Source organism: Desulfofundulus thermosubterraneus DSM 16057, assembly GCF_900142025.1.
Taxonomy (GTDB): domain Bacteria; phylum Bacillota; class Desulfotomaculia; order Desulfotomaculales; family Desulfovirgulaceae; genus Desulfofundulus; species Desulfofundulus thermosubterraneus.
Window position 1 is genome coordinate 21,823 of sequence record NZ_FQZM01000019.1, and the last position, 16,157, is coordinate 37,979.

Genomic DNA, 16,157 nt, shown 5'->3' on the forward strand with positions numbered 1-16,157 from the left:
ATTGATTAAACGATTTTCTAAAAATGAAAAGGACTTCACCCTGGTAGAGCTGCTGGTGGTTATCGCCATCATCAGCATCCTGGCAGCCATCATCGCTCCCAATGCCTTCAAGGCAGTGGAAAAGGCTAAGGTGGCTAGAGCCTAGCCAACGCAAAGGCCCTCCGTGCGGCGGCGCTGGCATACTACGCGGATATGGGCTTTTTCCCGCAGGACGTGAATCGTGGCTTTGATCCAGGCTTTCTGTATCCTATGAGCCCGGCGGAATACTACAGCACGCCTGAAGGGCAACAGGTGCTGGCCCGGGCAAAGGCTGAGGGTTGGACCGGAGGATGGGGTGCCGACCAGCTGACTCCCTGGCAAAAGCAGGCCATTGTTCGTAACTGGAAAGGTCCTACCTGGAGCGCTGGCCGGAAAGGACGCCTTGGGGTGGCAAGTACGATTGGAATCTCTGGCCCAACGGTGCGGTGCGCTACGGCGTGCCCATAGAGGCCAGCGTCTACGTAGGGATCCAGCGGGACTGGGGCGACCGTGTAGAGACAGGAATTCCGGTGGCCGCCGAAGAGCTCATGATCAGGGAGGGCCACGATGTCGGCGGTTGGCCAAACGGCGAAGTGCAGGTACTCCTGGTGCGCTGGAAGAGGTAGCTTTTGAAAGGGGGACACGGGAAATGAAAGGTGGACTGCGTGACCGGAGTGGTTTTACTTTGGTTGAATTACTGGTAGTTATTGCCATTATAGGCATTCTGGCCGCCATAATCACCCCAAACGCCTTCAAGGCCATCGAAAAGGGTAAAGTGGCGGCAGCGGAGGCGGATTATAAGGCTATTAAGGCAGCGGTTCTGAATTACTATACCGACACCGGCCAGTGGCCAGGTATGGGAAGTGATAATGGGTCCCGAGAAACCGAAATGTTTGTTACTGGTGTAAATGTACCTAATGGCTGGAATGGCCCCTACCTTGAACGGTGGCCAAGCAAGAACCCATGGGGAGGCTACTATAAGTTTGTTAATTGGACTGCCAATGACTCTCCGTGGGGAAGCCCTGCTAGGTGGGTTGAATTAAGTAGTGTACCAGGTGCAAACGGGAATTCATCCACTGGTGCTGCGAAGCGATTGCAGGATGATCTGGGAGAAGATGTTGTCAAGTTTGACGGTAGTTTAGTAAAGATTTTAGTTTCTAAGGATTAATAATGCGGTTACGTTTGATATAGGGTAAGGTTTTAGGGTAAGGTTTTGCCAGATGTCGAAAAATGTAACTAATGCTCTTTGTTGTTTTCCGTCTTAGCGGGGTTGCAGGGTGCTGACTTCTGAATAGAAGTCTGAAGTGGAGTAAGGATTCGCTGATGTACGGGCCCCCAAAAAAAACGGCCGGTTATGCGTTTTAAATTGATACTGGTGATTGCACGCGACCAGCGCGGCTTCACCCTGGTGGAGCTTCTGGTGGTCATCGCCATCATCGGCATCCTGGCAGCCATTATCGCCCCCAATGCATTTAGGGCGGTGGAGAAGTCTAAAATTTCCAGAACAATTCAGGATATGACCGCCTTAAAGTCGGCGGTGCTGGCCTTTTATGCCGATGTGGGTTTCTTCCCGGCTGACCCGGACCCTTGGCACCAGGATCCCGGCCTGGGAGTAAACACGGACACTGTTACTTATAGGGCTGATACAATCGCGGCTATGGGCTTGACGGAGCAGGAATATCGAGATAGACTTAACTCCCGCTGGCAGGGACCTTATCTGGATTTCCCCCTAACCAAGAAGACCGCCTGGGGAGGCAGGTACGACTATGAGTGCTGGCCCGGACAGGGAATTTTCGTAACTATTCATGAAATACCCGGGGCCAGCGCCGACAAACTGGCGGAACTGAGTCCCTTTGAAGTTTATTATAAGGGGCAAGATGATGTTAATCCCAGTTTGCACAAAGTAACCTTAAAGATTACCAACTGGATTTACTAAGCGGTGGAACAACAACGATAAGGCCAGGACAGCAGCGGGTTGCTTAACTAACCGCCGTCCGTCCTGACTTCGATCTGCTTGAATTGTACCTTTGCTGGCATTTTTGCAGGGGTCACCCAGCTTAAACGAACAGAAAATGCAGGGTGCATTTAAAGTGTTTTATATTCTAAGGAAAAAACTGAACAACGAGCGCGGTTTCACCCTGGTAGAGCTCCTCGTGGTTATCGCCATCATCGGGGTGCTGGCGGCCATCATTACCCCTAATGCGTTCAGGGCTATAGAGAAGGGCAAGGTTTCCAAGGCGGTTTCGGATCTTCGAGCGATCGGAAGCGCGGCAATGGCCTACTATGCCGATGTGGGGGATTTTCCCTGGTCTAAAGGGCATCCTCCCGGTGAACCTTTGCAGAATGGAAGCGATCCCGGATTCGTTCGCAAGCCTGATAGCTCGTGGCAAACGGATAATCCCAATATTGGTTATGGAGGAAACCTGGATGCCTGGAACGGACCGTATCTTGAAAGGTGGCCGTCACAGCATCCCTGGGGTGACGTCTACACCTGGAATTACTGGCGGGATTACCCTGTACCGGGAACAGGCACAACGGTAAGCAAGGCGGGAATCGTAACGCTGGAGGATTACGGCCGCATTCCCCATGCATCGCTGGAGGCGATTGATAGGATCGTGGATGATGGTGATCTATCCAGGGGCTATGTGTTTTACCAGAATGGTGGTAACTTTGGTTACCCGGATAGTGGGACTGGCCAAGGCTTTCTTCAGGTGGTGGTGGCCACGCAATGAAAAGGAGCTTTCAGGTGGTCATCGTCATTGTCGGTTCCTGGCCGTCACAATTTTTCCAACGCCTTCATGGCAGAGGTACATTGAGTGTTAAAAGGTAATACAATGTTTTAACTACCGCCAGTGCGTCTTAGCGATGGAATCACGCGGCCCGCTCCTGGACGAAACTCGCTGTATGTGTTTTATTGGCGGTGGAGTAGCAATTATGTGGTGCCAATATTCTTTTTGAAGCAGGTGAAGCGGTGGTAAATAGTTTATCAAACTTGCGCCGGAACAACCGCGGTTTCACCCTAGTGGAGCTTTTAGTGGTCATCGAACCTTTAAGTCCGCCTGCAATGCTTCATGTAGACGAGGAATGGTTATGATTATGCGTCCGTTTTCCAGGCATGACCGCGCCTTTACCCTGATCGAGGTCCTGGTGGCCGCCGCCATTTTGGTGCTGGTGGCGGCTACTGCCGTAAATCTGATGGTTTCGGGCAAAATGGCGGCTAAAGCAGCCTGGGAGGACACGGTGGCCGTAAACGCCGCCCAGGCCGTAATGGAGGAGCTGCTGGCCCGCCGCCTGGCCGGGGGCGAACGGCAGGACCAGCCGCAGCCATTTCCCGGCGCGTCCGGTTATACTTACACATATTCGGTAGATACCTATCAGCCGGATGATCGGCTGGTCCAGGTGCGGGTCATCATCCATTTCCAGCACCAGGGGCGGGAGCGGCAGCTGGAACTGGTGACGCTGAAACGTAGGGGATGACGGCCGGCGCAAATTTGATGAGTTGGCGGGACGAGGCCTGATGGGACCGGTTAAAAAAATTGCAGTGCGCAGAGCAGTTAGCGATAATAGCGTGGGTATAATCGCTAAAGGACCCGGGCAATCAAAATATGGCACGGCTGATACACCGGCCTCTGGTTGGCGGGCCGCCCTGCTCGGACTGGCGCTTGACCGCCGGGGCCTGACGCTGATCGAAGTCCTGGTGACGGCCGTCCTTCTGTCTTTAATCCTGGGGGCGGCCTATTTCGTCGTCGACAGCACCATGCTCAACTGGAAGAAGGGCGACGAGCAGGTTGACGTGCAGCAGAACCTGCGGCTGGCCATGGACCGGCTGACCCGGGAGCTGAGGGTTAGTGCAGGGGTGGACGAAATAAATCCCCAATCATACATCATTTTTAAGAGCCCGGACAACGCAAAATACATCAAGTATTATCTTTACGGCGGCGAGATCAAGCGGGCCACCAGCAGTAATAAAATTATCTGGGAAGGGGACAATCCCGTGGCCGGGCGGGTTCAGGCGGTATCATTCCAGGGAGTTACCGGCTTGCCGGCCACGGTGGAGATAAAGCTCACCGGCACCAACGGTTTTGTTTTAACTTCCCGCGTGACCGTGCGGATGATGCGCGAACAAAATTAATTTTCCCGGAATAAATGTTCCGTATAGAAAAGAATTTGGGGAGGGCATCTTGTATTGACCGGCGGGCGCAAGGGAAAATTCAAGAGCGGGCAGGTATGCCGGAGGCTTCCTGCTTTCTGGAAAAACATGCGTGCTGGAGCACAAAAAGGCGCGGCCCTGATCACGGTGCTCCTGCTCACCCTCCTGCTCCTGGTCTTTGCCGGCTCCCTGGTTCAGCTGACCACGGTGGACAAAAGAATGTCCGCCAGCCAGGTGGCCATGACCCAGGCCCTTTATTTGGCCGAGGCGGGGGTGGAAGTGATGGTCGCCCGCCTGGCCGGGAATTTTGATGCCGGGCCGCCGTCCACACCAATCGAGCTGGGGAACGGCCGGATCTCAAAAATTACCGTGAGCCCGGTGGACGCCAGCACCAGAGAGATCCTGGCCGAGGGGCGGGCGGGCAACGCCCGCAAGGCACTCAAAGTGCGGGTGCAGCGCACGGCTGCCCCCGTCCTCCAGAACGCCCTTTGTGCCGGAAATTCCCCTAACTTAAGCGGCAACGTATCTATTAGCGGCAACTTGTTGATTAACGGCAATTTGGAAACTGGCTCCAGTATAAGCCTTACCAATTCCAGGCTGGTGGTGGTGAAGGGCAATCTGGATAATAAAAATGGTAGCATCAACATTTTGTCCGGAGGCAGCCTTTTGGTGGGAGGCAACCTCTATAATAGACACGGCCGCATTGAAACACCGGGCTACCTCCAGGTAGACGGCGCCATCGATAATTCTTCAGGCACCGTGATTTTCTCCCCCGGCGGGACCTACTACACCCCCGCCACGCAATATCCGGCGGGCACGTTTATCATTCAAAATGACGGCCAGGTACCCCGGCTGGACGGCCCGCGGGAAAATATTGCTGCCCTGGTTGAGCCGGCAGCCCGCCTGGATCCGGCGGAAAAAGTGGACGCCTACCAGGGCTATCCCAGCCTACCCGTGACCAGAAATGGAAACAAATATGAGTTTGATTTTACCGGAAAAACCGCCGGCATCTATTATTTGGACACTGCTACTTTAAATGAGGGTGATAAAGGTAAAGGTAAGCAGGTTAATAATGAAGATAAGCAGGTTAATAATGAAGATCAAAAAATCCAGCTTTCGGGTACATACAGCGGGAAATGGCTCATTGCCGTCAAAGGGAACGTGGAGATCAGCGGCGATTTGCAGCCGGCAAATGCAAACCAGGACGTACTGGTGTTGCTGGTGGACGGTACGGTTAGCATACAGGGGAATGAAAACGTCAGCGCCGTTATATATGCGTGCCTGTTCGAAGCCGGCGGGAGCAGTACCATCAGGGGGACGGTGGTTGCGCAATCTTTTGATGTCGGTGGTAATGCGAGCCTGATCCAGGATACTGACCTGATCCGGAACGCCGTTCCCGTCCTGCCGTCAGATCTGATCACGGTAAACATAATTTCCTGGCGGGAGGAATACGATGTATTTTGATTTCCCGAATCTGACCGTAACGTCCTGAAAGTTAGGTAACATTTCCATTTCAGGGTTTCCTTTAAAAGCAGGACTTTTTTACTTTCACCACGAAAGTATATTCATGTTTCGCCAATTTTCGTTCCCCAAAATTATATCCTCGCCCGGGGGCTTTACTTTACTCGAGGTTCTTGTCTCCACGGCCATCAGTGCTATCCTGCTTTTAATTGTGGTGCCCGCCGTACTTAACGGTTTAAGCAAGTACGCCCTGTACACCGGCGCCCGCCAGATGGCCACGGATATTCGCGGCTGGCAGCAACAGGCCCTTTCCGCAGGGGATACCATGTCTACTTACAGCATACAGTTTGATCCCTTCAACGACGCCTATCATTTAATGATTAATAATGTATCCAGACAAAAGCAGTGTCTCCCTGTTTACCTGGACCTGGACTCGACAAATTTTCCGTCCAATGAGCTTAAATTCAACCTGCGGGGGATCCCCATTTCCGGTGGCGGGACGGTTACCTTGAGTGAAAAGTTGACCCGAAGACGGTATTACGTCATTGTCGCCCCTGTTACCGGAAGGGTGCGAGTTTCTCCTCTGCCCCCGGCAGGTTAATCCAGATTATTTAATAATGGAAGGTCACCAATGTTCAGAAGCAAAACTTTTACTGCTGTTGACATCGGAGCGGGCGAAATCAAAATTGCGGTTCTTTCCTGCCGCCGCCGGAGGGTGATCTGCAACCTGCTGCATCGTTACTTGAGCCCCGGCATGGAGCACCTGGAAGAGGACAGGACTGATGAACTGGCCGCAGCTCTTAAGGCGGCCTTTAAATCTGTGCGCGGAGCAGGAAGAAAGGTAATTACCGCCATCGGGGGGCAAAGAGTGATTACCCGGCAACTGCGCCTGCCGGCAATGCCCCTGAAGGAACTGGAACAGGCGGTCGTATGGGAGGCGGAGAAACTGGTGCCGCTGCCAGTCGATGAGCTGGTAATCCGGCCTGTGGTGCTTGGGGAAAGCCAGAACGGAGAAAGCGGGCTGTTTCATGTCCTCCTGGTGGCCGTGAGAAAAGAACTCGTCTACCGTTATTACGAGGCTTTCGACCGGGCCGGACTGCAGATTACGGCCATTGACCTGCAGCACCTGGCCCTGTGGCGGGTCTTTCACGGTTCTTTTGGATACCCGGTTCATGACGGTGGTGTACGGGCAGTGCTGGATCTGGGTTTTTCTTCCGGTCAGTTTATCGTTTTAAAAGGACAGGAACTGGTTTATGTGCGTTCTTTGCCGGTCGAATTAGGAAGGTTGCTGCCCGCGGGCGTTTTTGAGCCGGCACCGGCAGAACCTGCACCACCTCCTGGGGGTATGGAAATACCGGGCGGGGAAGCTGCTGCGGCTGCGGAAGATCTGTCCGGTGAATATGCCGGTTATGATGAAGCACAGTTCGAACATTTGGGGGAACTGGTACGGGAGATCCGCCGCTCCCTGGACTTTTACCAGCTGCAGGAGCGGGACAACCCGGTGGAAACCCTGGTGGTTACCGGCGGCTTCAGTAAAATCAAGGGGTTACCTGCTTATCTGGCCGGCCAACTGGGAATAAGGGTGGCAGCCGGTTTTCCCCGGCTGCCCTTCCGGGATGTTAAGAATCCTCCCCGGGTGCTGGACCCAGCCTTTTCCGTGGCAGTGGGCCTGGCTTTGCGGGAGGTGTTGCAGTGAATTACCGGGTTAACCTCCTGCTTGCGGAACTGCAACCCGGGCCCGTCCTGGAACCGAAACGCCTGCTGTTAATTTCCCTGGCTACCCTCACAGCAGGTGGGCTTGTTACTGCCTGTGTCTTTTGGGGCATAAATTTTCACCACATGCGTATTGAGCTGGCTGCCGTCAAGCGGCAGGTGCCCAAACTCCAGGAAACGGTTGCCCGGCTGGAGGAGCTCAAAAAACAGCGCCAGGAACTGGAAGCAGCGTCCGGTGAACTGGAACGCCTGATCCAGCAAAGGCACACCTGGTCCAAAATGTTACTGGACCTCAATAAAGTGGTCCCCCGGGAAATCTGGCTGACTGCCCTGCGATTGCAGGCGGCTGGAAATGTTTCAGGAGCAGGCCAGAATGTGACCGGACCCGCCACCGCTCAAAAACCGGGTTCCGTTCCCTCCCTGCTGCAGAGCAGCCTGGAGCAGGCCGGTCGGGCAGTAGGTGATGCACTCCAGCAGGTATCCGCTCAGCCCGGGGCACCGGCAACCGTGCCGGCAAGCCAGGGCGGGGAAACCGGGCAGCCGGGGCAGGCAGGCAGCCAGGTCCGGCGCGAGGACGGGAATGTCATTCCCCAGCCGCCCGATACTTTGACCCTGGAAGGCAACACTACCTCCCTGGCCGCCGTGGGGGTGTTCATTTATCACCTGGGAGAATTACCCTATTTCTCCCGGGTTGACCTGAACGAAATTAAATACGATGAGACAAAGGGCATCACCACTTTTAGTATTTCCGCCCGCCTAAAAGGGGGCGGTGGGGGTTGATGGCACGTGGCCTGGATAAGAAGAGCAGAACCATACTCATTCTGTTACTGCTGCTGGCCTTTATTTATGCCGGTTACCGTTTCGTGTTAATGCCACAAATCCAGGCTTACCAGAAGACAAAAACCGAGTTGAATGAAGCCAGGGCCCTCATCTCCCGGTTGTCCGCCAGGGCCGGTTCCCTGGAAGAGGAAAAAAAGGCCCTGGAAAAGGCCAGAAAGCGTTTTCTGGAGATGAACAACAGGTTCAACACCGATATGCAGGACGGCCAGTTTCTCGTTCAGTTCAGCCTTGTGACGGAAAAAAACCGGGTACTGGTGTTGAAATTTAAACCGCTGGCCATCGTTGACAGGGGATATGTGCTGGTTTTGCCTGTGGAAATAGAGCTGAGAGGTTTGTTTCCCCAGGTGACGCTGGTGATCGATTATCTGGAAAATCTCCCCAACTTAGGTGAGCTACGCAATATTCAAATTACCCGTTACGAACCTGAAAATGCGGGTGGAAAGTCCCCGGCACTGCCCGATGGTACGGTGACGGCAAGTACGACGCTGCTGCTCTACTCCCGGCCGACTCCCGCCGGGCGCCTGCAGCTGGAGGAGGTCAGACGTTGGGCTCTGGGCCGTCCCAACCCCTTCTTTTCGGGCCGTCCGCCTGTTTCTTCTGCATTGCCGGAACAGGCGGCGGAGACGGCCGGCCAGGAACCTGTTCCGGCGTCTGCACCGGAGCGAGCGGGAGCCAAAACAGGGTAGTTGGAAAGTAGGGATAACTCAGGGTATAATCTTGAAAAACCCGGTTCAAAACCCCGGTTATACCGGAGGGGAGGTAAAAGCAATGTCTGAGGTCCGCGAGGCGGCTTCTCATTACCAGACCACTAAACCTTTGCCGGCGGGCAGGATCACCTTTGAGGAATTCCTGGCCTGGTGCGATGAGGATACCCGGGCGGAATGGGTGGACGGGGAGGTTATAATCTTGACGCCGGCGGCAAGTAAGCACCAGAGAATAACTATGCTTTTATCAAGTCTCTTGCGGGAATTTGCCCTGTTAAAAAATCTGGGTGAAATCTTAACCGCTCCCTTTCTGGTGCGCCTTCCCGGAACTTTACGGCGGGTACGGGAACCGGATATTCTTTTCGTCAGCAACGAAAAGCTTCCCTTTTTAAAGGAAACATACATGGATGGCGCTCCCGATCTTATTGTGGAGGTAACTTCTCCAGAAAGCCTGGTTCGGGACCGGGAAGAAAAATACGTAGAATACGAGGCCTCCGGTGTGCGGGAGTACTGGCTCATCAATCCGGACCGTCAGCAGGCGGAGTTCTTCCGGTTGGGAGAAAACGGACGCTACCGGACCATCTGGCCTGACCAGAACGGCATTTATCACTCAGAGATCCTCCCCGGTTTCTGGTTAAAGGTAGACTGGCTCTGGCAGGACCCCCTTCCATCTGCCATTGCCTGTTTTAAAGAAATGGGCTTAATTTAGGTTATAGTAAAGAGGTATAAATTTTTAAATTTTTACTAACAATATTACTTAATGTGCATTGATTAATCCCGCCAAGAGGTGATTCTTTTTGGTCGATGAACAGTTGTTAAAGGAAGTTCTGGATCTCGCCCTGGCCAGCGGGGGAGATTTTGCCGATATTTTTGTCGAGCACAAGCGGGCTACGGGTGTCGGCCTTGAAGGCGGCAAGATCGAGCGGGTTCATTCGGGTATAGATATGGGTGCCGGCATCCGCGTGATTAACGGTGATTCTACGGCCTATGCCTATACCAACGACCTGAGCAGGGAAGGCCTCCTCGAGGCCGCCCGCATTGTCAGTCATGCTTCCCGGGGGGAGAAAAAGGACTACCACCTGGACCTGCGCCGGGTGCGGCCGCTGGTGGATTTTCCCGTGGTAGAGCGTCCCGATGCGGTCAAGCCGGAACGCAAGGTGGAGGCGGTCCAGGCCGCCGACCGGGCCGCCCGGGCTGTGGATGTGGAGAAAATCAAGCAGGTAATGGTGGGCTACGGGGACGTGGTCCAGAAGGTGGTCATTGCCAATAGCGCCGGTGAATATGTGGAAGACGAGCGCATCCGCACCCGCCTGATGGTGCAGGTGGTGGCTGCCGAGGGGCCGACCATTCAAACGGGTTACGAGGCCGTGGGCGGCCTGACCGGCTTTGAGCTGCTGGAGCGTTATCGCCCCGAGTCGGTGGCGGAAATCGCGGCCCGGCGGGCCGTGGAGATGCTAAAGGCGCAGCCAGCCCCCACCGGTAAAATGCCCGTGGTGATGGCCGGGGAGGCCGGAGGGACCATGGTTCACGAAGCCTGCGGCCACGGCCTGGAAGCGGATCTGGTACAGAAGAAGCTTTCGGTTTATGCCGGCAAAAAGGGGCAAAAGGTGGCTGCCGACATTGTTACCGTTATCGATGACGCCGGCATGGCCGGCCATTACGGTTCCTACCGCTTTGATGACGAGGGAGTGCCGGCCCGGAAAGTAACCCTGATTGAAAAAGGCGAGCTTACGGACTACATGTACGACCGGCTCACCGCTTCGCGGGAAGGGAAAGCATCCAACGGCCACGGCCGCCGGGAGTCCTACCAGCACAAACCCATCCCCCGCATGGGCAATACCTACATAGCTCCGGGCAGGATGGACCCGGAAAAGATCATCAGGGAGACAAAAAGTGGTCTTCTGGTGAAGAAAATGGGTGGCGGCCAGGTGAATACCACCACCGGGGATTTTGTTTTTGACGTTGCCGAGGGGTACCTGATTCAGGACGGGGAAGTGGGTCCCATGGTACGGGGAGCAACCTTAACGGGCAATGGCCCTGAAGTGTTACGGATTGTGGAAATGATCGGCAGAGATCTGGGTTTTACCATCGGTACCTGCGGCAAGGACGGGCAGGGGGTGCCGGTAAGCGACGCCCAGCCCACCATGGCCATCAAGGAGCTCATCGTGGGCGGCACAAGCCACGGCCGGGCCAACGGTAAGATCCGGCGCCTGTAGGGGCCGGCGGTTACAGTTAAGGGGGGACGATAATGAGCCGCCTTAAAGAAACGGCAGCGGTTTATGAAACCAGGCCACTGCCGGAAGGCAAAATCACCTTTGAGGAGTTTTTGGCCTGGTGCGATGAAGATACCTGGGCGGAGTGGGTGGATGGGGAGGTCGTTGTATTGACGCCGGCAGCCAGAAAACATCAGAGGATATATAAATTTCTCTTGTTCTTGCTGGAGGTATTTGTCAGTAAGCATAGCCTCGGTGAAGTATTGTCTGCCCCCTTTTTGGTGCGTCTGCCAGAAAGCCTGCGCCGGGGCCGGGAGCCGGATATTCTTTACGTAAGCAACGAAAAGCTACATCTGCTAAAGGAAACATATATGGACGGTTCCCCCGATCTGATTGTGGAAATAACCTCTCCGGAAAGCCTGGCCCGGGACCGGGGGGAAAAGTATGTGGAATATGAGGCTGCAGGCGTTAAAGAATACTGGCTTATCGACCCGGACAGGCGGCAGGCGGAATTTTACAGGCTGGCTGAAGAAGGGCGCTATCGCACAATTCATCCGGACGAAAAGGGGATCTATTGTTCGGAAGCCATCCCCGGCTTCTGGCTGCAGGTGAGCTGGCTGTGGCAGGACCCCCTTCCTTCAGCTATTGACTGTTTAAAAGAATTGGGTTTAATTTAAACAAAAGGCAGGGTCCACTGCCGGACCCCGCCTTTTAATGTCTTATCTTTCCGCTTGAATTGTTCTTAAAACGCGGTATAATTTCCCGGTCGCTCCGAAACCAGCCTGGTCATCAGGTTGGCGATGACCTGTTTTTCCTGCTGGTCGGCCACCTGCCACAGCTCCTTGAGCACCTTTTGTTCCGGATTGGCCGGGGGTACGTGATCGGCCAGCACCTGACCGGCCTGCTGTGCCAGATTTACAATGCGTTCCCGGGAAATGCCCAGTTCTTCCGCAAATTCCACCGCCTGGCCGAGAAAACGTTTCCAGTTATCCCAGTCCGTGCTAACCTGGCGAATATCCAATTTTAACACTCCTTTCCTGATTACTGGCAGGGCTTATTTCTATTTTGTTCCTCTTTCCACCGTCTTATTCAAGAAAAGGAATACACACCTCTGTAAACAGCGGCATATGGTAACAAAAGAAAAGGGAGTAAGCTTATTTTAGGCCTTATCCAGGGGGTAGGCTGCATGAAAATTGGTGATATTGTAACCCGCAAGGTATGTGGGGAAGATATGCAGTTTTGTATTCTGGGTTTTTACACCAAACAGAGCACCGGAGAACGGGTGGCCATTCTGGCCATGCTGGACCCTACCACCATAGTGGAAGCTTCAGTACAAGAACTTGCCCCGGTATCATTAAAAGGTATATTTGCCCTTACCACCAGTCTTTATTTACACTAGCTGCCGGCAGGCAGTTTTTTTTGCTTCGCTCTAAAGGAATAGGTTAACGTCTATTGAATAATACTTATTGTTAATGTGGAAAGGAGTGGGATTTGCGTTGGCCGACTTTATGGAGATTGCCCGGTATGCCCTGCAGCGGGCCGCCAGCCTGGGGGCCGGCCAGGTTGAAGCCTACCTGAATGCCGGCAAGGAACTGGTCGTTGAAGTACGGGACGGGCAGGTAGAAACCATGAAACTGGCGCAGGACCGTGGTCTGGGCCTGCGGGTGATGGTCGGCAACAGTGCCGGATTTGCCTTTACTACCGATCTTACTAAAACGGCGGTCGAGGATGCTGTTCGCCAGGCGGTTAGCAATGCCGCCAGCGCGGACCCGGATCCTTACCGGGTGCTGCCTGAACCCGCTTCCGCCTACCCCGAACTGGACCTCTATGACCCGGCCATCCGGAAGGCTACCGTGGAAGAAAAAATCGAGCTGGCCCGGGCCATGGAAAGGGCGGCCCGGGATTTTGATCGCCGGGTAAAAATTATTGAAAGTGCCGCTTACCATGATGCTGAAATAGAAGTGACCCTGGTCAACAGCCGGGGCATTAAGGCCAATTACCGGAGCGCTTACTGTGGCCTTTATATGTCGCTGGTGGCTGAAGAAAACAACGACAGCCAGACGGGCTTTGCCATGGATTACCGCCTGCAGTATGATCAGTTGAATCCCGTTAAAGTAGGGCAGGAAGCCGCAGAGCGCGCCGTACGCATGCTCGGGGCCAAACCGGTGACCACCCGGCGGGCGGCGGTAATCCTGGAGCCCTACGTGGTCACGGGCTTTTTGGGCCTTCTGGGTCCCGGGCTTACTGCCGAAGCGGTGCAGAAGAACCGGTCGCCTTTTGCCGGTAAGGTGGGGCAGGAGGTGGCCTCCCCGCTGGTGAACATCATTGACGACGGCGCCCTGGCCGGGGGTATTGCTTCCGCTCCTTTTGACGGCGAAGGCGTGCCCACAGGCCGTACGGTCTTGATTGAAGGCGGAATTTTGTGCGGCTTTCTACATAATACTTACACTGCCGCCAGAGACGGCGTCAAATCCACCGGCAACGGGGTGCGCGGCTCCTTTAAAAGCCCCCCGGAAGTGGGGACGACCAATTTTTTCATCCAGCCGGGAACCATTTCCCCAGAGGACCTCATCCGCGACACGCAACAGGGACTGTATGTAACCGAAGTATTGGGGATGCACACGGCCAACCCCATTTCCGGCGATTTTTCCGTAGGCGCGGCGGGGATTTTAATTGAAAACGGGCAGCTTACCCGTCCTGTACGGGGCGTAGCCATAGCCGGTAATCTTCTTGATTTACTCAAGCAGGTGGATGGCGTGGCCAATAATCTGACCTTTTTTGGGGGGCGGGGGGCACCGGCCATCAGGGTGGCCGGAATGTCCATCAGCGGCCACTAACAACGGGCTTTGCAATTGTTCTGGGTTATGGTAAAATTTTTTTTGCGATCCTCTTCTGGCAGGACGGTGCTCCGGGTGAAAATACTGGTTCTAAATGGTCCCAATCTAAATTTATTAGGGCGCCGGGAACCCCGGGTTTACGGCGCCCTTACCCTGGATGAGATCAATGCTTCCCTTGAACAGCTGGCCGGGGAACTGGGGGTGGAGGTAACCTTTTACCAGTCCAACCACGAAGGCGAACTGGTGGACAGGCTCCACCAGGCAGTGGGTAAAGAGGATGCGGTGGTTTTTAACCCCGGCGCCTATACCCATTACAGCATCGCCTTAAGGGATGCGGTGGCCGCCATTGGTTTGCCGGTAATCGAAGTGCATCTTTCCAATATCTATGCTCGGGAAGAATTCCGCCACCATTCAGTAATTGCCCCGGTAGCCGCCGGTCAAATTAGCGGCCTGGGTGTGCTCGGTTACCGGTTGGCCCTCAGGGCTGCGGTGGAGCTGGCACGAAGCAGGGGGCATGGACGTGCAGGGTAGGATTGAACGTCTGCTGGCCAGGCTTGCTCAAGAGAATGTGGACGCCTTTTTGGTGATGCGCCCGGAAAACCGGTTTTACTTAAGTGGCTTTACCGGTTCCGCCGGTGCCCTGATGGTTACTCCCCGGCAGGTTTATTTTATGGCCGATTTCCGTTATTTTGAGCAGGCGCGGGAACAATGCCCCCTTTGTCAGGTGGTGGGGTTCAAGGAATCCCTTTATGATGCACTGGCTGAAAAACTGCCCCGGTGGGGGGTCAGCCGGCTGGGTTGTGAAGGAGATTTCCTTACTTATAAGCAGGTAGTCACCCTGCAGGAGAAGCTGGAAAACATCCAGGTCACCCCCCTCTACGGTCTGGTCGAGGAATTAAGGCAGGTCAAGGACCCCGGGGAAATTGAACTTCTGTCCCGGGCGGTGGCTCTGGCCGACCGGGCTTTTGAGCATATCCTTGACTACCTGAAACCCGGGGTTACCGAATGGGATGTGGCCGTGGAACTGGAATGTTTTATGCGCCGCCTGGGTGCCCGTAAAAGCGCCTTTGATACTATTGTAGCTTCCGGCCCACGGGGAGCTTTGCCCCATGGTGTGGCTTCCCACCGGGTCATTCGCGAGGGTGATCTGGTCACCATGGATTTCGGCTGCCTGTACGAGGGCTACAATTCCGATCTCACCCGCACGGTGGTGGTGGTGGGTTCGCCCCATCCACGCCAGAAAGAAATCTACGACCTGGTGCTGGCCGCCCAGCGGGCCGCTCTGGCGGCCGTGCGGGCCGGTGTGAAGGCCTGTGAGGTTGACCGGGCTGCCCGGGAAGTGATTGCCTCTGCCGGTTACGGGGAAAACTTCGGCCACAGCACCGGCCATGGCGTGGGCCTGGCGGTACACGAGGATCCTTCCGTTTCTAAAAAGAATGAAACTGTGCTTCAGCCGGGCATGGTCATCACCGTGGAACCGGGCATTTACCTTCCGGGATGGGGCGGCGTACGGATTGAGGACATGGTGGTGGTGGAGGAACAGGGGTGCCGTATCCTCACCCGTGCCCCAAAGGACCCTCTGCCCGTTGTTCCCGTGTAATTATTCAGCAAAACCGTGTTTCCGTTTAATGAATATTTTAAAGGAGGTTTAGCTAAAGGTGATTTCCACCAACGACTTCCGAACCGGATTAACCATTGACCTGGACGGGGAAGTGTACCAGGTGATTGACTTCCAGCACGTCAAACCGGGGAAAGGAGCGGCATTCGTCCGGTCAAAGCTCAAAAACCTGCGTACCGGGGCGGTAATTGAAAAGACCTTCAACGCCGGCGAAAAAATACCCCGGGCCCACGTGGAGCGGCGGGAAGTCCAGTATCTTTACAATGACGGAACCAGTTACAACTTTATGGATATGGAAACCTTTGACCAGTTTTCTCTGACCAAGGAACAGCTGGGCGATGCAATCAACTTCTTGAAAGAAAATATGACCATCAACCTCCTCATGTTCCAGGGTAAGTCAATTGGCGTGGATTTACCCAACTTTGTGGAGCTGAAAGTGGTGGATACGCCCCCGGGCATCAAGGGAGACACCGCCTCCGGAGGCTCCAAGCCGGCCACCCTCGAAACCGGTTATGTCGTCCAGGTTCCCTTCTTTATCGAAGTAGGGGATGTTTTGCAAATCGACACCCGTACCGGTCAATATATCAAACGGGCGTAAATGTT

21 protein-coding genes are annotated in these 16,157 nt (G+C 54.8%); 20 read left to right on the forward strand and 1 reads right to left on the reverse strand.

Translation table 11 applies throughout. From position 1 onward, the window contains the following. The first annotated feature begins 1 nt into the window (after position 1). The 15 genes from BUA65_RS18810 (at position 2) to BUA65_RS08545 (ending at position 11,776) form a co-directional block, all read left to right on the forward strand. Positions 2–145 carry a prepilin-type N-terminal cleavage/methylation domain-containing protein gene (locus BUA65_RS18810; RefSeq protein ID WP_242656268.1) on the forward strand — a complete coding sequence of 48 codons (144 nt, stop codon included), beginning with the start codon at positions 2–4 and terminating at the stop codon, positions 143–145. A 522-nt stretch (positions 146–667) separates the two neighbouring features. Further along, positions 668–1,186 carry a prepilin-type N-terminal cleavage/methylation domain-containing protein gene (locus tag BUA65_RS08480; RefSeq protein WP_072868864.1) on the forward strand — a complete coding sequence of 173 codons (519 nt, stop codon included), beginning with the start codon at positions 668–670 and terminating at the stop codon, positions 1,184–1,186. Positions 1,187–1,372: 186 nt separating this feature from the next. Then, positions 1,373–1,954, forward strand: coding sequence for a prepilin-type N-terminal cleavage/methylation domain-containing protein (locus BUA65_RS08485; protein ID WP_072868865.1), 582 nt, complete (start codon positions 1,373–1,375; stop codon positions 1,952–1,954). Positions 1,955–2,108: 154 nt separating this feature from the next. Next, positions 2,109–2,750 carry a prepilin-type N-terminal cleavage/methylation domain-containing protein gene (locus BUA65_RS08490; RefSeq protein WP_242656269.1) on the forward strand — a complete coding sequence of 214 codons (642 nt, stop codon included), beginning with the start codon at positions 2,109–2,111 and terminating at the stop codon, positions 2,748–2,750. Positions 2,751–2,989: 239 nt separating this feature from the next. Next, positions 2,990–3,112, forward strand: coding sequence for a type II secretion system protein (locus tag BUA65_RS19195; RefSeq protein ID WP_165613219.1), 123 nt, complete (start codon positions 2,990–2,992; stop codon positions 3,110–3,112). Next, positions 3,109–3,495, forward strand: a complete 387-nt coding sequence (locus BUA65_RS08500) for a prepilin-type N-terminal cleavage/methylation domain-containing protein (RefSeq protein ID WP_072868869.1) — start codon at positions 3,109–3,111, stop codon at positions 3,493–3,495. The genes BUA65_RS19195 and BUA65_RS08500 overlap by 4 nt, the downstream gene beginning before the upstream one ends. 40 nt (positions 3,496–3,535) lie before the next feature. Continuing rightward, entirely contained in the window at positions 3,536–4,150 is a 615-nt protein-coding gene (locus BUA65_RS08505) for a PilW family protein (protein WP_072868870.1), read from the forward strand. A 54-nt stretch (positions 4,151–4,204) separates the two neighbouring features. Further along, entirely contained in the window at positions 4,205–5,632 is a 1,428-nt protein-coding gene (locus BUA65_RS08510; protein WP_072868872.1) for a PilX N-terminal domain-containing pilus assembly protein, read from the forward strand. Between the two features lie 103 nt (positions 5,633–5,735). Continuing rightward, the gene (locus BUA65_RS08515; RefSeq protein WP_072868874.1) at positions 5,736–6,230 is read left to right on the forward strand and encodes a type II secretion system protein; all 495 of its coding nucleotides are present in this window, start codon (positions 5,736–5,738) and stop codon (positions 6,228–6,230) included. Positions 6,231–6,260: 30 nt separating this feature from the next. Next, positions 6,261–7,325, forward strand: a complete 1,065-nt coding sequence (pilM, locus tag BUA65_RS08520; RefSeq protein WP_072868876.1) for a type IV pilus assembly protein PilM — start codon at positions 6,261–6,263, stop codon at positions 7,323–7,325. Further along, positions 7,322–8,122, forward strand: a complete 801-nt coding sequence (locus tag BUA65_RS08525) for a PilN domain-containing protein (protein WP_072868878.1) — start codon at positions 7,322–7,324, stop codon at positions 8,120–8,122. Before pilM ends, BUA65_RS08525 begins: the two co-directional genes overlap by 4 nt. After that, the gene (locus tag BUA65_RS08530) at positions 8,119–8,868 is read left to right on the forward strand and encodes a type 4a pilus biogenesis protein PilO (RefSeq protein ID WP_072868879.1); all 750 of its coding nucleotides are present in this window, start codon (positions 8,119–8,121) and stop codon (positions 8,866–8,868) included. The genes BUA65_RS08525 and BUA65_RS08530 overlap by 4 nt, the downstream gene beginning before the upstream one ends. 82 nt (positions 8,869–8,950) lie before the next feature. Further along, on the forward strand, positions 8,951–9,595 hold the full coding sequence (locus BUA65_RS08535; RefSeq protein ID WP_072868881.1) for a Uma2 family endonuclease: 645 nt from the start codon (positions 8,951–8,953) through the stop codon (positions 9,593–9,595). 88 nt (positions 9,596–9,683) lie between these two features. Next, positions 9,684–11,102, forward strand: a complete 1,419-nt coding sequence (locus tag BUA65_RS08540) for a TldD/PmbA family protein (RefSeq protein WP_072868883.1) — start codon at positions 9,684–9,686, stop codon at positions 11,100–11,102. A gap of 32 nt (positions 11,103–11,134) precedes the next feature. Then, entirely contained in the window at positions 11,135–11,776 is a 642-nt protein-coding gene (locus BUA65_RS08545; RefSeq protein ID WP_072868885.1) for a Uma2 family endonuclease, read from the forward strand. Positions 11,777–11,841: 65 nt separating this feature from the next. Here BUA65_RS08545 and BUA65_RS08550 read toward each other — a convergent pair whose 3' ends face one another. After that, entirely contained in the window at positions 11,842–12,120 is a 279-nt protein-coding gene (locus tag BUA65_RS08550) for a DUF3243 domain-containing protein (protein WP_013823042.1), read from the reverse strand. Positions 12,121–12,285: 165 nt separating this feature from the next. Between BUA65_RS08550 and BUA65_RS08555 the strand changes: the two genes are divergently transcribed. From BUA65_RS08555 to efp, 5 genes are all read left to right on the forward strand, one after another. Beyond that, positions 12,286–12,498: a hypothetical protein gene (locus BUA65_RS08555; protein WP_072868887.1), complete on the forward strand. Its 213-nt coding sequence runs from the start codon at positions 12,286–12,288 to the stop codon at positions 12,496–12,498. Positions 12,499–12,571: 73 nt separating this feature from the next. Continuing rightward, positions 12,572–13,936 (forward strand): TldD/PmbA family protein, encoded by a 1,365-nt coding sequence (locus tag BUA65_RS08560; protein WP_072868889.1) that lies wholly within the window; start codon positions 12,572–12,574, stop codon positions 13,934–13,936. A gap of 75 nt (positions 13,937–14,011) precedes the next feature. Then, a complete protein-coding gene (gene aroQ / locus BUA65_RS08565) occupies positions 14,012–14,467 on the forward strand; it encodes a type II 3-dehydroquinate dehydratase (protein ID WP_072868962.1) in 456 nt (151 codons plus the stop codon). Then, entirely contained in the window at positions 14,451–15,536 is a 1,086-nt protein-coding gene (locus BUA65_RS08570; RefSeq protein WP_072868891.1) for a M24 family metallopeptidase, read from the forward strand. The genes aroQ and BUA65_RS08570 overlap by 17 nt, the downstream gene beginning before the upstream one ends. 58 nt (positions 15,537–15,594) lie before the next feature. After that, positions 15,595–16,152 (forward strand): elongation factor P, encoded by a 558-nt coding sequence (efp, locus tag BUA65_RS08575; RefSeq protein WP_072868893.1) that lies wholly within the window; start codon positions 15,595–15,597, stop codon positions 16,150–16,152. The last annotated feature ends 5 nt before the right edge of the window (positions 16,153–16,157 follow it).